Annotated in this window: 18 protein-coding genes and 1 riboswitch; all 18 genes read left to right on the forward strand. The window is 35.7% G+C overall.

Going from position 1 to position 20,978, the window contains the following annotated elements; translation table 11 throughout:
* The first annotated feature begins 53 nt into the window (after positions 1–53).
* Positions 54–563, forward strand: coding sequence for a ribosome maturation factor RimM (gene rimM, locus HMPREF1140_RS09185; RefSeq protein ID WP_009663551.1), 510 nt, complete (start codon positions 54–56; stop codon positions 561–563).
* Positions 564–565: 2 nt separating this feature from the next.
* Positions 566–1,306: a tRNA (guanosine(37)-N1)-methyltransferase TrmD gene (gene trmD, locus HMPREF1140_RS09190; protein ID WP_035620249.1), complete on the forward strand. Its 741-nt coding sequence runs from the start codon at positions 566–568 to the stop codon at positions 1,304–1,306.
* On the forward strand, positions 1,307–2,419 hold the full coding sequence (locus tag HMPREF1140_RS09195; RefSeq protein ID WP_009663559.1) for a DUF4317 domain-containing protein: 1,113 nt from the start codon (positions 1,307–1,309) through the stop codon (positions 2,417–2,419).
* An 80-nt stretch (positions 2,420–2,499) separates the two neighbouring features.
* Positions 2,500–2,617: riboswitch (FMN riboswitch) on the forward strand.
* A gap of 91 nt (positions 2,618–2,708) precedes the next feature.
* The gene (locus tag HMPREF1140_RS09200) at positions 2,709–3,452 is read left to right on the forward strand and encodes an ECF transporter S component (protein ID WP_009663572.1); all 744 of its coding nucleotides are present in this window, start codon (positions 2,709–2,711) and stop codon (positions 3,450–3,452) included.
* Between the two features lie 138 nt (positions 3,453–3,590).
* Positions 3,591–5,876 (forward strand): RelA/SpoT family protein, encoded by a 2,286-nt coding sequence (locus HMPREF1140_RS09205; protein WP_009663558.1) that lies wholly within the window; start codon positions 3,591–3,593, stop codon positions 5,874–5,876.
* Positions 5,876–6,538, forward strand: coding sequence for an MBL fold metallo-hydrolase (locus tag HMPREF1140_RS09210; RefSeq protein WP_035620252.1), 663 nt, complete (start codon positions 5,876–5,878; stop codon positions 6,536–6,538). The genes HMPREF1140_RS09205 and HMPREF1140_RS09210 overlap by 1 nt, the downstream gene beginning before the upstream one ends.
* On the forward strand, positions 6,535–7,959 hold the full coding sequence (hemZ, locus tag HMPREF1140_RS09215) for a coproporphyrinogen dehydrogenase HemZ (protein WP_009663547.1): 1,425 nt from the start codon (positions 6,535–6,537) through the stop codon (positions 7,957–7,959). Before HMPREF1140_RS09210 ends, hemZ begins: the two co-directional genes overlap by 4 nt.
* Positions 7,946–9,205 (forward strand): histidine--tRNA ligase, encoded by a 1,260-nt coding sequence (gene hisS / locus HMPREF1140_RS09220; protein ID WP_009663541.1) that lies wholly within the window; start codon positions 7,946–7,948, stop codon positions 9,203–9,205. Before hemZ ends, hisS begins: the two co-directional genes overlap by 14 nt.
* 14 nt (positions 9,206–9,219) lie before the next feature.
* Complete coding sequence (aspS, locus tag HMPREF1140_RS09225; protein WP_009663549.1) at positions 9,220–11,007, forward strand: aspartate--tRNA ligase; 1,788 nt, start codon at positions 9,220–9,222, stop codon at positions 11,005–11,007.
* Between the two features lie 30 nt (positions 11,008–11,037).
* Positions 11,038–11,715 (forward strand): response regulator transcription factor, encoded by a 678-nt coding sequence (locus HMPREF1140_RS09230; RefSeq protein WP_009663540.1) that lies wholly within the window; start codon positions 11,038–11,040, stop codon positions 11,713–11,715.
* Between the two features lie 32 nt (positions 11,716–11,747).
* Positions 11,748–13,199, forward strand: a complete 1,452-nt coding sequence (gltX, locus tag HMPREF1140_RS09235; RefSeq protein ID WP_009663550.1) for a glutamate--tRNA ligase — start codon at positions 11,748–11,750, stop codon at positions 13,197–13,199.
* Positions 13,174–15,015, forward strand: a complete 1,842-nt coding sequence (locus tag HMPREF1140_RS09240) for an ATP-dependent helicase (protein WP_035620256.1) — start codon at positions 13,174–13,176, stop codon at positions 15,013–15,015. The genes gltX and HMPREF1140_RS09240 overlap by 26 nt, the downstream gene beginning before the upstream one ends.
* Before the next feature lie 10 nt (positions 15,016–15,025).
* Complete coding sequence (locus HMPREF1140_RS09245) at positions 15,026–16,543, forward strand: sensor histidine kinase (RefSeq protein ID WP_009663553.1); 1,518 nt, start codon at positions 15,026–15,028, stop codon at positions 16,541–16,543.
* A 2-nt stretch (positions 16,544–16,545) separates the two neighbouring features.
* Positions 16,546–17,733, forward strand: a complete 1,188-nt coding sequence (gene cbiD, locus HMPREF1140_RS09250) for a cobalt-precorrin-5B (C(1))-methyltransferase CbiD (RefSeq protein ID WP_009663579.1) — start codon at positions 16,546–16,548, stop codon at positions 17,731–17,733.
* The gene (gene cobI / locus HMPREF1140_RS09255; protein WP_009663560.1) at positions 17,726–18,412 is read left to right on the forward strand and encodes a precorrin-2 C(20)-methyltransferase; all 687 of its coding nucleotides are present in this window, start codon (positions 17,726–17,728) and stop codon (positions 18,410–18,412) included. Before cbiD ends, cobI begins: the two co-directional genes overlap by 8 nt.
* A complete protein-coding gene (gene cobJ / locus HMPREF1140_RS09260) occupies positions 18,409–19,140 on the forward strand; it encodes a precorrin-3B C(17)-methyltransferase (RefSeq protein WP_009663545.1) in 732 nt (243 codons plus the stop codon). Before cobI ends, cobJ begins: the two co-directional genes overlap by 4 nt.
* The gene (gene cobK, locus HMPREF1140_RS09265) at positions 19,133–19,891 is read left to right on the forward strand and encodes a precorrin-6A reductase (RefSeq protein ID WP_009663557.1); all 759 of its coding nucleotides are present in this window, start codon (positions 19,133–19,135) and stop codon (positions 19,889–19,891) included. The genes cobJ and cobK overlap by 8 nt, the downstream gene beginning before the upstream one ends.
* Positions 19,892–20,010: 119 nt before the next feature.
* A partial coding sequence (locus HMPREF1140_RS09270) for an IS110 family transposase (RefSeq protein ID WP_009663576.1) occupies positions 20,011–20,978 on the forward strand: 968 nt, incomplete at its 3' end.

The following is a 20,978-nucleotide window of genomic DNA, read 5'->3' on the forward strand; positions in this document are numbered from 1 at the left end:
TAGCTTTATTGTTATTTAAAGGCTGTATTAAATAATTTTTGAAAGTGAACAAAATGATAGATAGATTTAGAGTGGGAGTTATCACAAGCTCTCATGGAATAAAGGGTGAGGCAAAGGTATATCCTACATCTGATGACCAAAACAGATTGAAAAAGATAAAGAAAGTATATGCAAATATTAAGGGAGTTGAGACTGAACTTGATATTGAAACTGTCAGATTTCAAAAAAATATGGCACTTGTAAAGTTTAAGCAGTTTAACGCTCCTGAAGAAATACAGGCACTTAGGAATACCGATTTGTTTGTAGACAGAGAAAATGCCACACCTTTAAAAAAGAATGAAAACTATATTGCAGATCTTATAGGTCTTGATGTAATTGATGAAGAAAGTATTTTACTTGGTAAGGTTACAGATATATTCCCTACGGGAGCAAATCATGTAATGGAAGTGGATATGGGAGAAAAGAAGGTATTATTCCCATATATCAGCCAATGTATACTGGATGTGGATCTTGAAGAAGGAAAAATTAAAGTCCATGTTTTGGACGGACTTTTGGATTTATAGATATGAAGTTTTTTTGTTTAACATTATTTCCTGAAATGATAGAAATGTGTATGAACACAAGTATAGTAGGTAGAGCCATAAAAAATGATTTGATATCAATGGAAGCGATAAATATACGTGATTATACACTTGATAAACATAGAAGAGTGGATGACTATCCATATGGCGGCGGTGCAGGTATGGTAATGCAGGCAGAGCCTATTCATAAAGCATATGAGAGTATCTGTGGCAGACTGGATAAAAGAGCAAAGCTTATATATCTTTCACCACAGGGCAAGGTATTTGATCAAAACGATGCCAAAGAACTTGCAAAACTTGATGAAATAGTTTTTCTTTGTGGGCATTATGAAGGTGTGGATGAGAGAGCACTGGAACTTATAAATGCTCAGTGTTACTCCATAGGAGACTATGTACTTACAGGTGGTGAGCTTCCTGCACTTGTAATGATGGATGCAATCGCCAGGATGGTAGACGGTGTACTTACCAATAATGAAAGTGCCGATTTTGAGTCATTTGAAGATAATTTGCTTGAATATCCTCAGTATACAAGACCTGTAGAATATGAGGGACTTAGGGTGCCTGATATGCTTCTTTCAGGACATCACAAAAATATAGAAGAGTGGCGAAGAAAAGAGTCTATAAAGAGAACTTATCTTAACAGACCGGATCTGCTTGATAATGCAAATCTTTCAAAAAAAGATTTAATTTATCTGGAGCAATTGAAGCAGGAAAGTAGTAAATAGATGATTAGAGAAGAAATTAATGAGATCAAAAAGCAGTTTAACAAGGATACCAATGTTATCACAAAGTATGCCGGTTGCTATGTTGATGCTGAAAAGAATATAAAATTTATGAATAAGGATGCTTTCTATTCGTTACCCGAGGAGGACGCTTTCAAATATGAGGAAATATTCAGAAAGACCTTATCGGGAGCAATCGGAAAGTCATTACTTACATTGGACTTTTCTTTGGATGATGAAGATAAAGACAGCCCACATGCATTTTTAATGAAGCTTAGGGAGAGCAGACTTGATGATGAACTACTCTTGGATGAGTTTTTCAGAAAAGTAATTGAATCCTACGAACATGCGGAAAATTATTACATAATACTTATTGATATCATGTATGATATCCCCGGTAAGGCGAGCGATAAGATTGCAATGGATGATGCTTCAACGGAAGTTTATCATGCACTGCTTTGCAGTATTTGCCCTGTGAGCCTTTCAAAGCCTGCACTCAGTTATTTTGCCAATGAAGGTGTAATTGCAAACAGAGTAAGAGATTGGATAGTAGGTATGCCAATGCACGGGTTTTTATTCCCTGCATTTACAGACAGAACTACTGATATACATGCATCATTATATTTCAGTAAGAAAAATGATGCACTTAATGAAAGCTTTATCAATGAAATAATAGGGGTTGAGCCTCCTATGTCATCAGTTATGCAAAAAGAAACTTTTGAAGCTGTACTTTATGATATTTTAAGAGATGAGCTTACAATGCCTGTTATGTCCTCTTTAAGCTCAAATATGCTTGATTTGATTGCAGAAAACTCTGATAATCCTGAGCCTTTGGTACTTACAAAAAATGATATGGTAAAGCTTATTTCAAAGAGCGGTGTATCTGATGAAGCAGTGGAATCATATGAGAAAAGTGAAGATGCCGATATAGAAGTACTTGCGGATAATGTAATAGATACAAAGAAATTTGAAGTTAAAACACCGGGTATTACTGTAAAGACCGATACAGATTCTATTGAAAAGCTTGAGACAAGGATTATAGACGGAAGGAAATATATCCTTGTACCTATAGAAGATGATGTGGAAGTTAACGGAATGCCTGTAAAGAGTATATAATACTATAGAATGCCTGTAAAGAGTATATAATACTATTGACATTTTGTATAAAAAGTCTTAAAATTAAGTTAACAAAATTAATATTTCTTCGGGGCGGGGCGTAATTCCCCACCGGCAGTATAGTCTGCGACCTGCATGAGCAGTTGATTTGGTGAAATTCCAAAACCGACAGTATAGTCTGGATGAGAGAAGAGTGTTTTCAAATTCATTTGCTTATGCCCCCTATAGATGATATAGGGGTTTTTGCATTGAAGAAAACCACTCCGAAGCATAAGCTATGGAGGTAGTTATGTTAAAGACAGTAGTTGAAAATTTGGTTTTTGTAGCAGAATTCTTGGGAATCGTATTTGCTACATTTGTAGTCGCATATCTTTTTGAGAAGATAGCAAACAAGAAATCAGGCTATACCGGTCCGATTATCACCACTCAAAAGATTGCAATGGTAGGTTTGTTCGGTGCTATAAGTACAATACTCATGATGTTTGAGTTTCCTGTACCTTTTGCTCCTACATTTTACAAACTTGACTTTTCCGAATTACCTGTAATGATAATAACTTTTGCTTTCGGTCCGGTTGCCGGAATACTTACAGAGTTTATAAAGATACTTTTAAAAGTAATGTTTAGATCCACTACCACAGCATTTGTCGGTGAACTTGCAAACTTCTGTGTAGGAGCATCTTTGATACTTCCTTCAAGTATTATTTATATATTCAGCAAAACAAGAAAGGGAGCCTTACTCGGAAGTATAGCGGGAACACTTACAATGACAGTATTCGGATCACTTTTTAATGCATTGTATCTTTTGCCTAAGTTTGCGCAGATGTATGGAATGGATCTGAGCGCACTTGTGGGAATGGGAAGTGCAATAAATCCTGCGGTAAATAGTATTCAAACTTTTGCATTAATGATAGTTGCACCGTTAAATTTATTAAAGGGTTGTATGATTTCAGTCCTTACAATTGCTCTTTATAAGAAGTTTTCACCGATATTAAAGCAGGGCAATTCATTTAGAGAAGTGAATACAGTAAAATAGACTTTTGCCGGCACTTATGTGCCGGTTTTTTCTTAGGTTTTCTTGCTTTTTTTACATTATATTCGTATAATAAAACTTTGAACATATATAACCCAAACTATAGCTTTGTAATATTTTAGCCTGAGAATGAGGATTTTGATGAAAGAGGATAAGTTTAATTTTCCAGATGAAAATATAGAAACTCAAATTGATAAACCGGCAGATTTTACTTCGCCGGAAAGCTTGTATAAAAAACTTGTTGATATCATATTACATTATCATCCTTCAGATGATATCACGATGATATCAAAAGCCTATGAGCTGGCAAAAAAAGCACATAATGACCAAAAGAGAAAGTCAGGTGAACCATATATCATTCACCCTATTTGTGTTGCTATAATTCTTGCCGAGCTTGAGCTTGATAAAGAGACTATAGCCGCAGGTCTCTTACATGATGTAATAGAAGATACAGCTATATCATTTGAAGAGCTATCAGATATATTCGGTGTGGATGTAGCCAACTTGGTAGACGGTGTTACAAAGCTTACACAGCTTTCATTAAAGAACGATAAAATAGAGATGCAGGCTGAAAACCTTAGAAAAATGTTTTTGGCTATGGCAAAGGATATAAGGGTTATTCTTATAAAACTTGCGGACAGACTTCACAATATGCGTACACTGCAATATATGAAGCCTGAGAAGCAAAAAGAAAAGGCAAGGGAGACTATGGATATATATTCTCCTATTGCACAAAGACTTGGTATTTCAAAAATAAAGGTAGAGCTTGATGATCTGTCATTAAAGTATCTGCATCCTGATGTTTACTATGATCTTTCGGAAAAACTGGCATTCAGGAAAGAGCAGAGACAGCAATTTGTCGATGAGATAATAAAGAAGTTCAATGAGCATTTATCGGATACAGGAATGAAATATCAGATAAGCGGAAGAGTTAAGCATTTATTCTCCATATATAAAAAGATGGTAAATCAAAATAAGACTCTGGATCAGATCTATGATGTGTTTGCCATACGTATAATCGTTGAAGATGTTGCAGCGTGTTATCTTGCTCTCGGTACGGCACATGAAATATATAAACCGATACCGGGAAGATTTAAAGACTATATTGCAATGCCGAAACCGAACATGTATCAGTCACTTCATACCACACTTATCTCAGATACGGGACAGCCGTTTGAGGTACAAATAAGAACTTTTGAGATGCATAAAACTGCAGAGTTCGGTATTGCCGCTCACTGGAAATATAAAGAGAGCGGAAGCGGTACATCTGCACAGGGTTCAGAGGATGCCAAGATGAACTGGCTCAGACAAATACTTGAGTGGCAAAAGGATACCTCCGACAATGCGGAATTTTTAAAAGTTATAAAGAGTGACTTGGATCTTTTCTCAGACAGCGTATATTGCTTTACGCCTAATGGTGATGTGAAGAACCTGCCTGCAGGATCAAACCCTATAGATTTTGCCTATTCGATACATTCAGCTGTCGGAAATAAGATGGTCGGTGCAAGAGTTAATGGTCGCCTTGTAAATATCGACTATGAATTGAAGAGCGGCGACAGAGTCGAAATCATAACCTCTCAAAATTCAAAGGGACCAAGTAGAGACTGGCTAAATATAGTCAAGTCAAATCAGGCTAAGTCAAAGATACAACAATGGTTTAAGACTGAGCTTAAAGAAGACAATATACTAAGGGGAAAAGATCTCTTAGAAAGATATTGCAAGGCTAAGGGTATAAACTGGAATGAGATAAACAAGCCTCAATTCCAGGAGAAAGTTATGAAGCGCTATGCTATCAAGGACTGGGATTCAATTCTTGCATCTTTAGGTCATGGTGGCTTAAAAGAAGGTCAGGTCATCAATAAGATGATTGAAGAACAAAAGAAGGTTGCAAAGAAAGAAATTTCAGAGTCGGCTCTTTTGGAAAGTCTAAGCGACAATAATAATACTGCTGTACATAAGAAATCAAAAAACGGTATCACTGTAAAGGGCATAGAAGATATTGCGGTCAGATTTTCAAAATGCTGCAATCCTGTTCCGGGTGATGAGATAGTAGGCTTTATTACAAGGGGCAGAGGTGTATCAATACACAGAACAGACTGTATAAATGTGATGAACCTTCCTTCGGATGACAGAACAAGGCTTATACCTGCCGAGTGGCAGGAGTTTGAAGATGCAAAGCTTGAAGAAAAGTATCAAACAGAATTGCAGATATTTGCTCACAATCGTCAGGGGCTTATATTCGATCTTATAAGAATTTACAGTGAAAACAACATCACAATCAACAATATGAATGCCCGTACAAACAAGCAGGATATCTCGACAATAAATCTTGTGTTTGATATAAAGGGAAGAGAAGAGTTGAACTCTTTAATCGGTAAACTAAGACAGATTACCGGAGTAATAGATATTGAAAGGGCTACAGGCTGATGAATAAATTAGGAATATATGTGCTTACACTCGGTCCGGTGCAGACCAATGTGTATGTAGCATATAATAAAGAAACTTTGGAATGTATTATAGTGGACCCCTCAGCTCAGGCGGATGCTATTATCAACACAATAGAGGAAAATAAATTAAAACCAAGTGCAATACTCCTTACACATGGTCATTTTGATCATATAATGGCCGTGAATGATCTGGTGGAAAAATATCATTTAAAAGTATATATTTCAAAGCATGATGATGAGATGCTTGGTGACAGTTATAAATCAGGTGGAAAGTCATTTATAGGACATGGATATGTTACAAAGGCGGATTTTTTGCTGAATGACGGTGATGTTATTCGTTTGCTTGATGAAGATATAAAATTTATTGCCACACCGGGGCATACAAAGGGATCAGGTTGCTATTATATAGAGTCCGAAAAGATTTTATTTTCAGGTGATACGGTTTTTAGAGAGGACTGTGGAAGAACGGATCTTTACGGAGGAGATAATCCTACTATAATCAGATCAATATATGATAAGGTCCTTACTTTGCCGGAAGATGTAAATATATTGCCGGGACATATGGATATGACTACAGTAGGACATGAGAAAAAATATAATCCTGTTGCAATTTATGTAGAAAAGCATGGGATAGACAGATGATTTCATTACTATTGGAAGATATGACCTTCGAGCAGGATATCAGAGAGCTTTTGATGGCTTTTTATCCGGAGGAAAAATATATTTACACAAATGAAGATGTATTTCTTTCACTTTTTTTATCAAAAAAAAGTATTGAATATCATATCAAAATCAAAAGTGAAGACAATGTATTGGAGTTTAGTTCACCACTTAGAGAAACAAAATTTGATACCAAAAATGATTTAAAAAGAAATATATATATAAATCTTTTAAAACTGGGTAATAAGGAACTTCCTTGGGGAACTCTCACCGGAATAAGGCCTACAAAGATAGTAATGGAAATGCTTGAAAATGATATGTCTTTAGAAGATATAAAAAAACATTTAAAAGAAGTCTATCTTGTAAGTGATAAAAGAATTAAGCTTTGTACCGATACGGCAAAAAATGAATTCAATATATTAAAGAAGATTGATTATAAGAACGGTTACAGTCTTTATATAGGTATACCGTTTTGCCCTACAAGATGTTTATACTGTTCTTTTACATCTTATTCTATTGCACAATGGAAGAAAGATACCGATACATATGTAGAAGCACTTTGTAAAGAGCTTTTGGCAGTATCAAAGATGTATAAAGGCAAAAAACTTCAAACTGTTTATATGGGTGGTGGAACACCTACTTCACTTGAAGGATATCAACTATCAAAAATTTTAAATGTTGTAAAGAAAAATTTTGATCTTTCAAACCTTTTAGAATTAACTGTAGAGGCAGGAAGGCCTGACAGTATTACAAGAGAAAAGCTTGAGGCATTAAAGGAAGTAGGAGTTGACAGAATATCGATAAATCCACAGACAATGCAGCAAAAGACTTTGGATCTTATCGGAAGATATCATACCATTGAAGATATATTTGAAAGCTATAAACTGGCAAGAGATGTAGGATTTGAAAATATAAATATGGACTTTATAATCGGATTAAACGGTGAAACTTTAGAGGATGTAATAGACAGCTTCAAAAAGGTAAGAACCTTTACTCCTGAGTCTGTTACCATACATTCACTTGCATTAAAGAGAGCAGCCAGGTTAAATACAGAAAACAAAAGAGAGATTATGGACAATGATTTGATTTTATCAATGATAAATACAGCAACCGATACTTGTGCAGATTTGGGATTGGAGCCGTATTACTTGTATAGACAAAAAAATATGGCGGGTAATCTTGAAAATATAGGATTTTCAAAGCCCGGTAAAGAATGTCTTTACAATATATTGATTATGGAAGAAAAACAGACTATCATAGCCTGTGGAGCAGGTACATCAAGTAAGATAGTATTTGGAGACGGCAGAATAGAGCGAATTGAAAATGTTAAGGATCCGAAACTTTATATAGAAAGACTTGATGAAATGATAATGAGAAAGGAAAGTATGCATGGCATTGATTAAAAAAGGTGTCACCGGAATGAAGGACATTCTCCCTGAGGAGATGATTATCAGGGACTATTTGATAAATATAATAAAAAAGACATACGGAAGTTTTGGATTTACCTCAATAGAGACTCCTGCAATGGAGCATATCGAAAATCTTTTAAGTAAGCAGGGTGGTGACAATGAAAAGCTTATTTTTAAGGTTCTAAAAAGAGGTGAAAAATTAAAACTTGATGATGTTAAGGATGAGAATGATCTGGTAGATGCAGGCCTCAGATATGATCTCACTTTGCCACTTGCAAGATACTATTCAAATAATCAGGCAAATCTTCCAAATCCGTTTAAAGCATTGCAGATAGGTAATGTATATAGAGCTGACAGACCTCAAAAGGGTAGATTCAGACAGTTTACACAATGTGATATAGATATTCTTGGAGAAGCATCAAATCTTGCAGAAATCGAGCTTATACTTGCAACTACCAAGGCACTCAGTGAAATTGCCAAGGGAAAGAAATTCACAGTTAGAATAAATGACAGAAGAATTCTTTTAGCAATGGCACTTTTTGCAGGCTATTCTGAGGACAATATAAGTAATGTATTTATTATCCTTGATAAGATGGACAAAATAGGACTTGATGGAGTCAAAAAAGAATTGACAGAGCTTGACGGAGCAGATAAATGTGAGAAGTATCTGAATCTTTTTGACGGATTATCCGGTGATACAAAGGCTCTTTTATCTTTAAAGGAAAGTTTGAACGGATTTATTGAAGAAGGCGTACTTGACAGCCTATCTGATATAATGAATACAGTATTGGATGTAAAGGATAATGATTTTTCACTGGAATTTGATCCTACTTTGGTTCGTGGTATGGGATATTATACAGGAACTATTTTTGAAGTAAGTATGGAAGGATTCTCAGGTTCAGTAGCAGGCGGTGGAAGATATGACAAGATGATTGGAAAATTTACAGGAAGTGATACACCTGCATGCGGTTTTTCTATAGGTTTTGAAAGAATTATCACAATACTGATGGATGCAGGATTTAAGATTCCTGATGAGAGCAAAAAGATCGCATTCCTTTATGAGAAGAATATAGACGCAAATGTTTTAACATCTATATTAAAGGAGGCATCAGCTCTTAGAGAAGCCGGAAATATTGTCTTGGTTTCAAAGATGAATAAGAATAAGAAGTTCCAAAAAGAGGGGCTTGAAAAACAAGGTTATATTGAATTTAAAGAGTTTTATAGAGAAGCTTTAAAATAGTGAGGAGATAAAAAATGGCAGAATCAATGCTCGGCTTAAAGAGAAGTCACAGATGTGCAGAGGTGGTTAATGCACCGATTGAGAGTGAAGTTACAGTAATGGGTTGGGTTCAAAAGAACCGTAACAAAGGTGGAATTATATTTTGTGATTTAAGGGACCGTTCAGGTATCTTACAGATCATTTTTGAAGAAGAAGAATGCGGTAGCGAAGTATTTAACAAGGCAATGAAGCTTAAGCAGGAGTTTTGTATTGCTGTAACCGGAATTCTCAAGAAAAGAAGCGGTGCTTTTAACGAATCACTTGAGACAGGAGAGCTTGAGGTAAGAGCAACAGGGCTTAGAATACTTTCAGAGTCTGAGACACCTCCATTCCATATAGAGGAAGATTCAAAAACAAAGGAAGAACTTAGATTAAAGTACAGATTCCTTGATCTTAGAAGACCTGATCTTCAAAGAAATCTTATGATAAGAAGTAATGTGGCTACAACCACAAGAAACTTCCTTGCAGAAAACGGATTTTTAGAGATTGAAACACCTACACTGATAAAGAGTTCACCTGAGGGTGCAAGGGATTATCTTGTGCCAAGCCGTGTATATCCGGGAAGCTTTTATGCACTTCCACAGTCACCTCAGCTTTTTAAGCAGCTTTTAATGGTATCCGGATATGACAGATATTTCCAGCTTGCAAGATGCTACAGAGATGAGGACCTTAGAGCGGATAGACAGCCTGAGTTCACACAGATAGATATGGAACTTTCATTCGTTGATGTGGATGATGTCTTAGATGTAAACGAAAGACTCTTACAGAGACTTTTTAAGGATGTACTTAATATCGATGTTAAGCTCCCTATACAGAGAATGACATGGCAGGAGGCTATGGACAGATTCGGTTCAGATAAGCCTGACCTTAGATTCGGTATGGAATTAAAGGATGTTTCAAATGTTGTTGCAAACTCTGAATTTGCAGTATTTAAAAATGCATTGGCAGCCGGCGGCAGTGTAAGGGGTATTAATGCTACAGGACAGGCAGGTATGCCTAGAAAGAAAATAGATGCCCTTGTAGAGTTTGTTAAGAGCTACAGGGCTAAGGGACTTGCATATATGGCTATTGAAGCTGACGGAAATATCAAGTCTTCATTTGCAAAATTTATGACTGAGGCTGAGATAGAAGGACTAAAGCAAGCTATGGATGCCAAACCGGGTGATATGCTCTTCTTTGCTGCAGACAGCAATAAGGTTGTTTGGGATACTCTCGGTGCTCTGAGAGTTGAACTTGCAAGTCAGCTCGGTCTTTTAAAGAAGGATGATTACAGATTCCTTTGGGTTACAGAATTCCCGCTTCTTGAATGGTCAGAGGAAGAAAACAGATTTAAAGCAATGCACCATCCGTTTACCGCACCTATGGATGAGGATTGGCAGTATATTGATTCGGATCCGGGTAGAGTAAGGGCAAAGGCTTACGACATTGTGCTTAACGGTACTGAGATAGGTGGAGGTTCTGTAAGAATTCACCAGGGAGATGTACAGGCAAAGATGTTTGATGTACTTGGACTTTCAAAAGAAGTTGCACAGGAAAGATTCGGTTATCTTCTTGATGCATTCAAGTATGGTGTACCGCCTCATGCAGGACTTGCATATGGTCTTGACAGAGTGGTAATGCTTATGGTTGAGGCAGATTCTATAAGAGATGTTATCGCATTCCCAAAGGTAAAGGATGCATCAGATCTTATGACAAATGCTCCTGATAAGGTAGATGATGCACAGCTTAAAGAACTTGGACTTATAATAAAGAGCGAACAGTAAACTGAATCTTTATACTGTTGTGGGGATTATATGGAAGATGTAAAGATACTGGTGGTTGATGATGAAGCCAGAATGAGAAAACTTGTAAAAGATTTTCTTTCTATGAAAGGATTTATAGTTTTGGAGGCCGGAGACGGTGAGGAAGCTCTCAAAATTTTTGATTCCAATAAGGATATAAAGCTGATTCTATTAGATGTAATGATGCCGAAACTTGACGGCTTTGAAACTTTAGAAGTTATAAGGCAGTATTCCAAAGTACCTGTTATGATGTTGACTGCAAGAAGTGAAGAAAGAGACGAGCTTGAAGGCTATAAGCTCGGAGTGGATGAATATATTACAAAGCCTTTTTCACCTAAGATACTTGTTGCCAGAGTTGAAGCGGTACTTAGAAGAACAATGGGTGAGTCTGAAGAAAAACTTATAGCCGGTGCAATAGAGATTGATAAGGTTGCACGCAGTGTTTATATAGATCAAAAGCCGGTTGACTTAAGCTTCAAAGAATATGAACTTTTAACCTACTTTATTGAAAATAAAGGTATTGCATTATCCAGAGAAAAAATCCTTAATTCAGTATGGAATTACGATTATTTCGGAGATGCCAGAACCATTGATACACATGTAAAAAAACTTCGTGCCAAGATGGGTGATAGAGGTGACTATATAAAGACAGTATGGGGCATGGGCTATAAGTTTGAGATAACACCATAAATAATAATTATATATATAGATAAGGAGCATTTATGACAAAAATAAGGACAAGATATGCACCGAGTCCTACCGGAAGAATGCATGTTGGAAATCTTAGAACCGCATTGTATGCATATTTGATAGCAAAGCATGAGGGTGGAGATTTTCTGCTTAGAATAGAGGATACAGACCAGGAAAGATATGTGGAAGGTGCTACAGAGATAATCTATAGAACATTAGCAGAGACAGGACTTATACATGATGAGGGTCCTGACAAAGACGGCGGTTGCGGTCCATATGTACAAAGTGAGAGACAAAAGCAGGGCCTCTACCTTGAGTATGCAAAAAAGCTTATAGAAAAGAAGCAGGCATACTATTGTTTCTGTACTCCTGAGAGACTTAATTCACTCAGATCAAGTGTGAACGGTGAGGAGATAATGAAATATGACAAGCACTGTCTTTCACTGTCTGAGGAAGAGATAAAGAAAAATCTTGAAAGCGGTATTCCATATGTAATCCGTCAAAATAATCCTACTACAGGTACAACATCATTCCATGATGATATTTACGGTGATATCACAGTGGATAATTCAGAGCTTGATGATATGGTACTTATAAAGTCTGACGGTTATCCTACCTACAATTTTGCAAATGTTGTAGATGACCATCTTATGGGAATCACACATGTTGTTAGAGGAAATGAGTATCTTTCATCATCACCTAAGTACAACAGATTGTATGAAGCATTCGGATGGGAAGTGCCTACATATGTTCACTGTCCTTTGATAACAAATGAGGAGCATAAAAAGCTTTCAAAAAGAAGCGGCCATTCTTCATTTGAGGACCTTATTGAACAGGGCTATGTATCTGAAGCTATAGTAAACTTTGTAGCCTTACTTGGATGGTCACCTGAAGATGATAAGGAAATATTCTCATTAGATGAGCTTATAAAAGCATTTGATTATAAGCATATCTCAAAATCACCTGCAGTCTTTGATATGGTAAAGCTTTCATGGATGAACGGCGAGTATTTAAAGAATATGAGTGAAGATGATTTCTTCAAACTGGCGGAACCATATATTAAAGAAGTTATAAAAAAGCCTCTTGATTTAAAGAAGATCTCAAATATGGTAAAGACCAGAATAGAAGTATTGCCACAGATTGCTTCACATATTGATTTCTTTGAAGAGTTGCCTGAATATGATACTGAAATGTATACACATAAAAAGATGAAGACAAATTCAGAGAATTCATTATCTCTTTTAAAAGAGGTATTACCACTTCTTGAAAATACAGATGACTATACAAATGATAATTTGTTTGGTATCTTGCAGGAATTTGGTAAGGAGCATGAATATAAGACAGGATTTGTTATGTGGCCGATAAGAACAGCTCTTTCAGGAAAGCAGATGACTCCTGCAGGTGCTACAGAGATTATGGAAGTTCTCGGAAAAGATGAATCAATAAGAAGGATTAAGATTGGAATTGATAAATTACAGCAGTAATCAAAAAAAAGCCATAGAGCATGGGGCAGGGCCCTTGATGGTATTGGCAGGTCCCGGCTCCGGAAAAACCTTTGTAATCACACATAGAATAAAATATCTTATAGAGGGGTCGGGTATAAACCCGGCCCATATTTTGGTTGTAACATTTTCAAGAGCCGCAGCCAAGGAAATGAAAGACAGATTTGAAAAACTTATCGGAAAGACTCTTGTAACATTTGGAACATTTCATTCGGTGTTTTTCAATCTTCTAAAAACAGCTTACGGATTCAGTGCGGAACAGATTGCATCTGATGAATTAAGATATACCCTTATAAAGGAATTGATAAAGAAAAATGAAATAGTGAATGAAGATATCAATACACTTTCCGGTAATCTTTTAAATGAAATAGCTCTTATAAAGCAGGATAATATAAATATAAAAAACTATTATTCAAACAGTATTGCAAGTGATACTTTTAAGAAACTTTACAATGAATATGAAGCTGAGCTTGAAGCAAGAAATAAACTTGACTTTGAAGATATGCTTTCACTTACATATGAGCTATTAAGCGAAAGAAAAGATATTTTATCCGCGGTACAAAACAGATATCAGTATATCTTGGTAGATGAGTTTCAGGATATAAATTTTTTGCAATATAATATCATAAAACTTATGGCAGGCAAGAATCAAAATATCACTGTTGTAGGAGATGACGATCAATCTATCTATAGATTTAGAGGTGCAAGACCCGAGATAATGCTTGGATTTGAGAGAGACTTTAAAAATGTTTCTAAAGTATTTCTGGATATAAATTTCAGATCAAGTACTCAAATAGTGGATGCCTCGACCAAACTTATATCTTTTAACAGTAAGAGATTTCCTAAAACTTTTACGGCACACAACGGAAGCGGTGCACCTGTATCGGTAATAGAATTTAAAAATCCTTTTGCCGAGGTAAATACTATAGTAAATGATATAAAAGAATATATAAAATCCGGGCAGGATATAAACAATATTGCAGTGCTTTATCGTACAAACCTTTCACCGAGACTTTTAATTGAGAGGATGATGAAGAATAATATTCCTTTTACTATAAGAGATTCTATTCCGAATCTTTTTGAGCATTGGGTATCAAAGGATATTATATCTTACATAAAGCTGGCTATAAATTCAGGAAACAAATCCGATTTGCTTCGTATTTCCAATAAGCCTAACAGGTATATAAGCAGAGATTCACTTTCCTCATCAAAGGCAAGTATTGAAACACTATTTGACTATTATGAGGATAAAAGCTATATGATCAAAAGAATAATAGAACTTAGAGAACATTTAAGAACCATAAAGAATCTTAAACCTGCAACGGCTCTCAGATATATAAGAAATGTAGTGGGATATGATGAGTATATAGAAGAGTACTGTGATATGAACGGTATAGAAAGTGATGACTGCTATACAGTTTTGGGGGATCTTGAAAACAGCGCATCTGAATTCGGTACATTTTCAGACTGGTTTGTACATATGGAAGAGTATAAGGAAGAGCTGATAGAGGCAAGAAAAAAGTCAAATGAAGATGATAACGGCGTAAGGCTTATGACCTTCCATTCCTCCAAAGGACTTGAATTTGATATTGTTTATATTATTGATGTAAATGAGGGAAGTGTACCGTATAAAAAAGCAAAAGGTGCTGATGAGATAGAAGAAGAGCGAAGAATGTTTTATGTTGCAATGACAAGAGCCAGACATAAACTCTTTATTTGTTGTTGCAAGGAAAATTTTGGAAAGTCTGTAGGTAAGTCTGATTTTATAGTGGAACTTTCTTCCAAGACTAAGCCATAAAGAGGTATATATGATACAAAAATTCAGCCATTCACTACGTATGAAGATAACCTTGATAATCTTATTGATTATTTCGGTATTATTACTTTCAATAGGTCTTTTAAACAATTTCGGACTGAGATGGTTTTATCAGAATGAAAAGGTAAGTGAAATAAAAGAGGCATACCTTAAAATAGATAATGAAGTAATGAAAATCGGCTCCTCGGGTCAGCATATCATTGATGAAAGTACTGAAGAATCTGTTATTAATAACAGCCTTAAAAGTATTATTCTGGATTACTCAAATAAATATAATATAACCATTGCCCTTGTAGACTCTTTTACAAATAAGGCCATATATTCATCAGCAAGGGAGGGTGACGGATTAATAAGTAGAATCCAGGACGGATTTATAGGAAATCAAAATCAGGATATTTTATACAGAAATAATAATTACACAATAATACTTCATAAGACTATGCAAAACACATCTTTTATAGAAGGTTTCGGTTATTGCACTGATAATCAGACAATGGTTATAATGTCTACTCCGGTTGCAAGTTTAAAAGAAAGCGTAAGTATTTCAAACAGATTTCTGATATATATGGCAATTATAGGATTCATTATAACTGTTATACTTACATTTATTATTGCAAAAATGATTACCTATCCGATACTTGAGTTGGCTGAGATTTCAAATAAAATGGGTAAACTTGATTTTACCGCCAAATATATAGGTAACAGAAGTGATGAAATACAGACGCTTGGACAAAATATGAATTATATGTCCGACAGACTTAAAAAGGCTATTGACGAATTGCAGGAAGCCAATGAACTCTTAAAAGAAGACATTAAGAGAAAAGAAGCTATTGACGAAATGCGGAAAGATTTTATTGCGAATGTTTCTCATGAGTTAAAGACACCTATTGCACTTATTCAAGGATATGCGGAAGGACTGAATGAAGGACTCTGTGAAGATGAAGAGAGCAGAAAATACTATACAGAGGTAATACTTGATGAAAGTGAAAAGATGAACAAAATGGTAAAACAATTACTTACACTTTCTTCACTTGAATCCGGAAACAGTATTTTGCATAAGGAGAACTTTAATCTGACTTCTCTTATTGAGTCGGTGCTTGGTTCAATATCAATACTTATAGGTGAAAAGAATGTAAATATTGAATTTGATTCCGACAAGGAAATATTTCTTAATGCTGATGAATTCAAAATAGAAGAGGTGGTTACAAACTATATCAGTAATTCTATTCATCATGTAAGTGATTCCGGTGAAATAAAAATAAATGTATCCGATGATGGAGAAAATATTACTTTTAGTGTTTATAATACAGGTAATCCTATTCCCGAAAAAGATTTAAACAATATTTGGGAAAAGTTCTTTAAGGTGGATAAGGCACATTCCAGAGCATATGGAGGAAGCGGAATCGGACTTTCCATAGTAAAGGCCATAGTAGAAGCTCATAACGGTACTGTGGCTGTAAAAAATATACTTGACGGTGTTGAATTTTCATTCAAGATACCAAAGGCATAAATATGACAATTGATGAATTTAATAAAAAAAACGGACATACACAGAGGTATGGCTTTACCACAGGAACTACTGCAACTGCTGCAGCAATAGGAGCTGCATATATGTATCTGAACGATAAAAGGGATATGGTAGATGTAGAGTTACCTGCAGGTATAACACTCTCTATTCCGTTAGAATTTGTGAAGAAAGAAAAAAACTTATTTACCTGTGGTGTAAAAAAGAACGCAGGTGATGACCCGGATGTTACCGACGGAATTCTAATCAGTACAAAGCTTGAATTTATAAAAAAAGAAAACGGTCTTGAATTTAATTTTTTTGCCGGAGAAGGTGTAGGAATATTTACAAAAGACGGACTGGCCTTACCAAAGGGAGAAGCGGCTATAAATCCGGTTCCAAGGCAGATGATGATTGACAATCTTTCACGTATATTAAAAGAAGCAGGATTTAGCGGTATAGTAAATATAACCGTTATGGTAGAAAACGGAGTGGAGATAGCAAAAAAGACCTTTAATGAAAGACTTGGAATTATCGGTGGAATATCAATTCTGGGAACTTCGGGACTTGTGCTGCCTATGAGTAAAACAGCACTTTTACAGACGATAGAAGCTGATATAAAATTCAGACTTAAAAATTCAGAAAACAAAACAGTATATATGGCACCCGGAAATATAGGTGCAAAATTTTTAGAACAAAACTTTGGCATTGAAAGTAAAACGGTGGCAATTATCAGTAATTTTATAGGTGAAAGTATAGACTATGCAATCTCAAATGATGCAAAAGAAATTGTACTATGTGGCGACTTGGGCAAACTTATAAAATTATCCGGTGGAATAATGAATACACATTCAAATGATTCCGATTCCAGACTGGAATTGCTTGCATCATCAATACTGAAACTTTGTATAAAAGAAAGTATACAATTACCGATTCAGTTTATTTCAAATATATTTGAACAAAAGACCACAACAGGTGCCGTAAATATAATAAAAGAAAATAACTTTGATAATTGCTTTGATATACTTGCAGATCAGATGCTTTACTATGCATATAACCGTGCATTTAAGGCTGAGATATTTTATCATAAAAACAGATATGCAAATATTGAAGAGTTTAAAAATAATTTAGCAATCAGAATTATTGTATTCAGTGACAATATAATGATTATAGATACAGGAGAAAATAATGAATAAATTATATGGTGTAGGAGTAGGTCCGGGAGATCCGGAGCTTATGACAATAAAGGCGTTAAATGCTATAAAAAAATCAAAAACAATATGTTATCCCGGAAAAAGTGATGATACTTCCATTGCTTTTAATATTGTAAAGCCGGTAGTCCCTGAGATAGATGAAAAAGTAAAGGTATGTATAGACTTTCCAATGACAAAAGACCCGTTTATATTGGAAGAAGCACATTCAAAAATCACCAATGAGATAAAAGAACTTTTAAAAGAAGGAGATGTAGCACTCCTGACACTTGGTGATCCCGGAGTATATGCGACTTATTCATACATTGCACAGAGACTGAATGCAGAGGGGATAGAAGTAATTACTATACCCGGAATTACATCATTTAGTGCTGCTGCGGCGGCACTTGGTATTCCACTTACATTGGCTGATGAGGAGCTTCATGTAATTCCTTCATCATACTCATTTGAAGAGGCATTCAGACTTAAAGGTACCTTAGTATTTATGAAATCCGGAAGAAGCTATGAAAAACTGGCTTCATATATCAAAAAAGAAAAGTTTGATTATGATATTTATATGGTGGAAAATTGCGGTATGACAAATGAAAGATTATTTGTTGGAGCAAAAAATCTTCCTGAAACAAGTGGATATTTTACAATAATTATAGTAAGGGGTTTAAAATGAAACAAATTTATATAATCGGTATGGGACCGGGTAAATATGATCAGATGACTGTTGAGGCAATAAAAAAAATAGAAGAGAGCGATATTGTTATCGGTTATACTGTATATACTGATTTAATAAAGGAAATATGGCCTGATAAGGAATGCCTTTCAACACCCATGACGAAGGAATATGAAAGATGTGTAATGGCATTTGAAGAGGCTGATAAGGGAAAAACCGTTGCAATGGTTTGTTCAGGTGATGCCGGAGTATATGGACTTACGGGACTTATGCTTAGTATAGCACCCAATTATAAAGATGTGGAGGTAAAAACTATCGCAGGAGTTACTGCAGCTCTTTCAGGTGCAGCTATAATAGGTGCACCGCTCATACATGATTTTGCGGTAATCAGTCTCAGCGATCTTTTAACACCTTGGGAGAAAATAGAAAAAAGACTCGAATGTGCTGCAATAGGAGATTTTTGTATCTCAATATATAATCCGGGAAGTAAAAAGAGAGTGGATTATCTAAAAAAAGCATGTGAAATTCTACTAAAGTATAAGAGTGAGCAAACACCATGTGCTATAGCCAAGAATATAGGAAGAGATGGTGAAAGTTATACCGTCTATACTCTTTCTGAATTAAAGGATGTACAGGTAGGAATGTTTGAAACTGTATTTATAGGTAACTCTATGACCAAGGTTATTGACGGCAAGCTTGTAACGCCAAGAGGATACTCCAATGAGTGATGTTTTAATCTTTGGCGGTACTACCGAAGGGAGAGAAATTGCTACCTACTGTGATGAGCTTAGAATAAATACGATACTATGCGTAGCTACCGAGTATGGTAAAGAAGTACTTCCGGAATTTAAAACTGTTAAAGTTAGTAATAAACGACTGAAAACAGAAGAGATAGCAGATCTTATAAAAGAAAATAAAATATCCTGCGTCATAGATTCAACACATCCATATGCTTATGAGATATCAAAAAATATTGAATCTGCATTAAAACTCTTAGAAAAAGATATCACTTTTTTTAAAATAAAAAGAGAGTCTATGGATGTCAGTTTAGAAAATACACTTGAGTTTTCAAGTAATTTTGAAGCGGTTAATTATCTTTTAAATACCGAAGGAAATATCTTACTTACAACAGGCAGCAAGGAAATATCAGCTTTCAGTGGGCTTTCAAATCGTATATTTCCAAGAGTACTTCCAAGTGTAGATTCTATAAATGCCTGTATATCTGCCGGTATACCTTCAAAGAATATAATAGCAATGCAGGGCCCTTTTTCTACAGCTTTAAATGAAGCAATTATAAAAGAATTTGATTGCAAATATCTTGTAAGTAAAATATCGGGAAGAAGCGGCGGCTTTGATGAGAAGATTGAGGCTGCAAAAAATACAGGATGTATTCCTGTGATTATTTTGCCAAAAACGGAAATTACAGGAATATCTGTAGAAGAGTGCAAAGTAAATTTAGAGAAATTATATAATGAATAGCTTCCTGTATAATTCAAAGTGTAGAAAGTAAATGATTTTACAAAAATAGATACCTAAGTTAAACTGTCATTGCTGACCGGCCAGTTAGCAAATGAGCAGAATAAGGAAGGTATCTACAAATGAATTCTACACAAAATAAGAAGATTGAACAAGTAAAAGAAACAACAATGATTGTCGGCATTGATGTTGGCAGTGAAAAGCATTATTTCAGAGCTTTTAACTGGAGAGGCATAGAACTTACCAGAAAGCCTGTAGCGTTTTCAAACTCTATGGAGGGATTCAACAGCTTTTACAATTCTGTTGTGGAACTGATGCAGAAAAATGAACTTAAAGAGGCACTGGTAGGAATAGAGCCAACCGGTCACTACTGGTTTGATCTTGGGCAGTTCATGGGTGAAAAGAACATAAAGTTTGTGATGGTAAATCCGCACCATGTGCATAAGACCAAAGAATTAGATGACAATAGTCCATCTAAAAATGACAGAAAAGATCCTCGTGTTATTGCAGGGCTTGTAAGGGATGGACGATATTTTTATTCATATATGCCGACAGGTGTATATGCAGAACTGCGGAATGCGTCAAACCGCCGGTTTGTGCTTGTAGAAGAACAGACAAGGGCGAAGAACCGTCTGCAGAAGTGGGTTGCAGTGTATTTCCCGGAATATAAGGGGATTTATACACACATAGATGCCAAGGGAGGTCTGCTGGTGTTAAAGCAGGCACCAACTCTTGAGGAGATAGTAAGACTAGGAGTGGAAGGTATCATAAAGATATGGAAAGACGCTAAACTCCGAGGAAATGGGCATAAGAAGGCTATGCTGATTCTGAATGCAGCCATGAAAAGCATAGGATTAAAAGCAGGTCTTACAGAAGCTCGGATGGAGATACAGGATCTGATAGAGGATTATGAACTCCAGACAAAACGCCTTGAACGGGTCAATGACCTGATCAAAGAACTGTGCCAACAGGTCAGGTATGCGGATAAGCTGCTTGAAATAAAAGGTATAGGAATAACAACCGTAGCTGGTTTCATAGCAGAAGTTGGTGATATCACGCGCTTTGATAGCACGAAAGAACTTCAGAAACT

Source organism: Lachnoanaerobaculum sp. ICM7 (genome assembly GCF_000287675.1).
In the GTDB taxonomy this organism is placed as follows: domain Bacteria; phylum Bacillota; class Clostridia; order Lachnospirales; family Lachnospiraceae; genus Lachnoanaerobaculum.

Excerpts from the sequence above, each read along its gene's own strand:
- rimM (WP_009663551.1), top strand. The coding sequence starts at position 54 with ATGATAGATAGATTTAGAGTGGGAGTTATCACAAGCTCTCATGGAATA.
- trmD (WP_035620249.1), top strand. The coding sequence starts at position 566 with ATGAAGTTTTTTTGTTTAACATTATTTCCTGAAATGATAGAAATGTGT.
- HMPREF1140_RS09195 (WP_009663559.1), top strand. The coding sequence starts at position 1,307 with ATGATTAGAGAAGAAATTAATGAGATCAAAAAGCAGTTTAACAAGGAT.
- HMPREF1140_RS09200 (WP_009663572.1), top strand. The coding sequence starts at position 2,709 with ATGTTAAAGACAGTAGTTGAAAATTTGGTTTTTGTAGCAGAATTCTTG.
- HMPREF1140_RS09205 (WP_009663558.1), top strand. The coding sequence starts at position 3,591 with ATGAAAGAGGATAAGTTTAATTTTCCAGATGAAAATATAGAAACTCAA.
- HMPREF1140_RS09210 (WP_035620252.1), top strand. The coding sequence starts at position 5,876 with ATGAATAAATTAGGAATATATGTGCTTACACTCGGTCCGGTGCAGACC.
- hemZ (WP_009663547.1), top strand. The coding sequence starts at position 6,535 with ATGATTTCATTACTATTGGAAGATATGACCTTCGAGCAGGATATCAGA.
- hisS (WP_009663541.1), top strand. The coding sequence starts at position 7,946 with ATGGCATTGATTAAAAAAGGTGTCACCGGAATGAAGGACATTCTCCCT.
- aspS (WP_009663549.1), top strand. The coding sequence starts at position 9,220 with ATGGCAGAATCAATGCTCGGCTTAAAGAGAAGTCACAGATGTGCAGAG.
- HMPREF1140_RS09230 (WP_009663540.1), top strand. The coding sequence starts at position 11,038 with ATGGAAGATGTAAAGATACTGGTGGTTGATGATGAAGCCAGAATGAGA.
- gltX (WP_009663550.1), top strand. The coding sequence starts at position 11,748 with ATGACAAAAATAAGGACAAGATATGCACCGAGTCCTACCGGAAGAATG.
- HMPREF1140_RS09245 (WP_009663553.1), top strand. The coding sequence starts at position 15,026 with ATGATACAAAAATTCAGCCATTCACTACGTATGAAGATAACCTTGATA.
- cbiD (WP_009663579.1), top strand. The coding sequence starts at position 16,546 with ATGACAATTGATGAATTTAATAAAAAAAACGGACATACACAGAGGTAT.
- cobI (WP_009663560.1), top strand. The coding sequence starts at position 17,726 with ATGAATAAATTATATGGTGTAGGAGTAGGTCCGGGAGATCCGGAGCTT.
- cobJ (WP_009663545.1), top strand. The coding sequence starts at position 18,409 with ATGAAACAAATTTATATAATCGGTATGGGACCGGGTAAATATGATCAG.
- cobK (WP_009663557.1), top strand. The coding sequence starts at position 19,133 with ATGAGTGATGTTTTAATCTTTGGCGGTACTACCGAAGGGAGAGAAATT.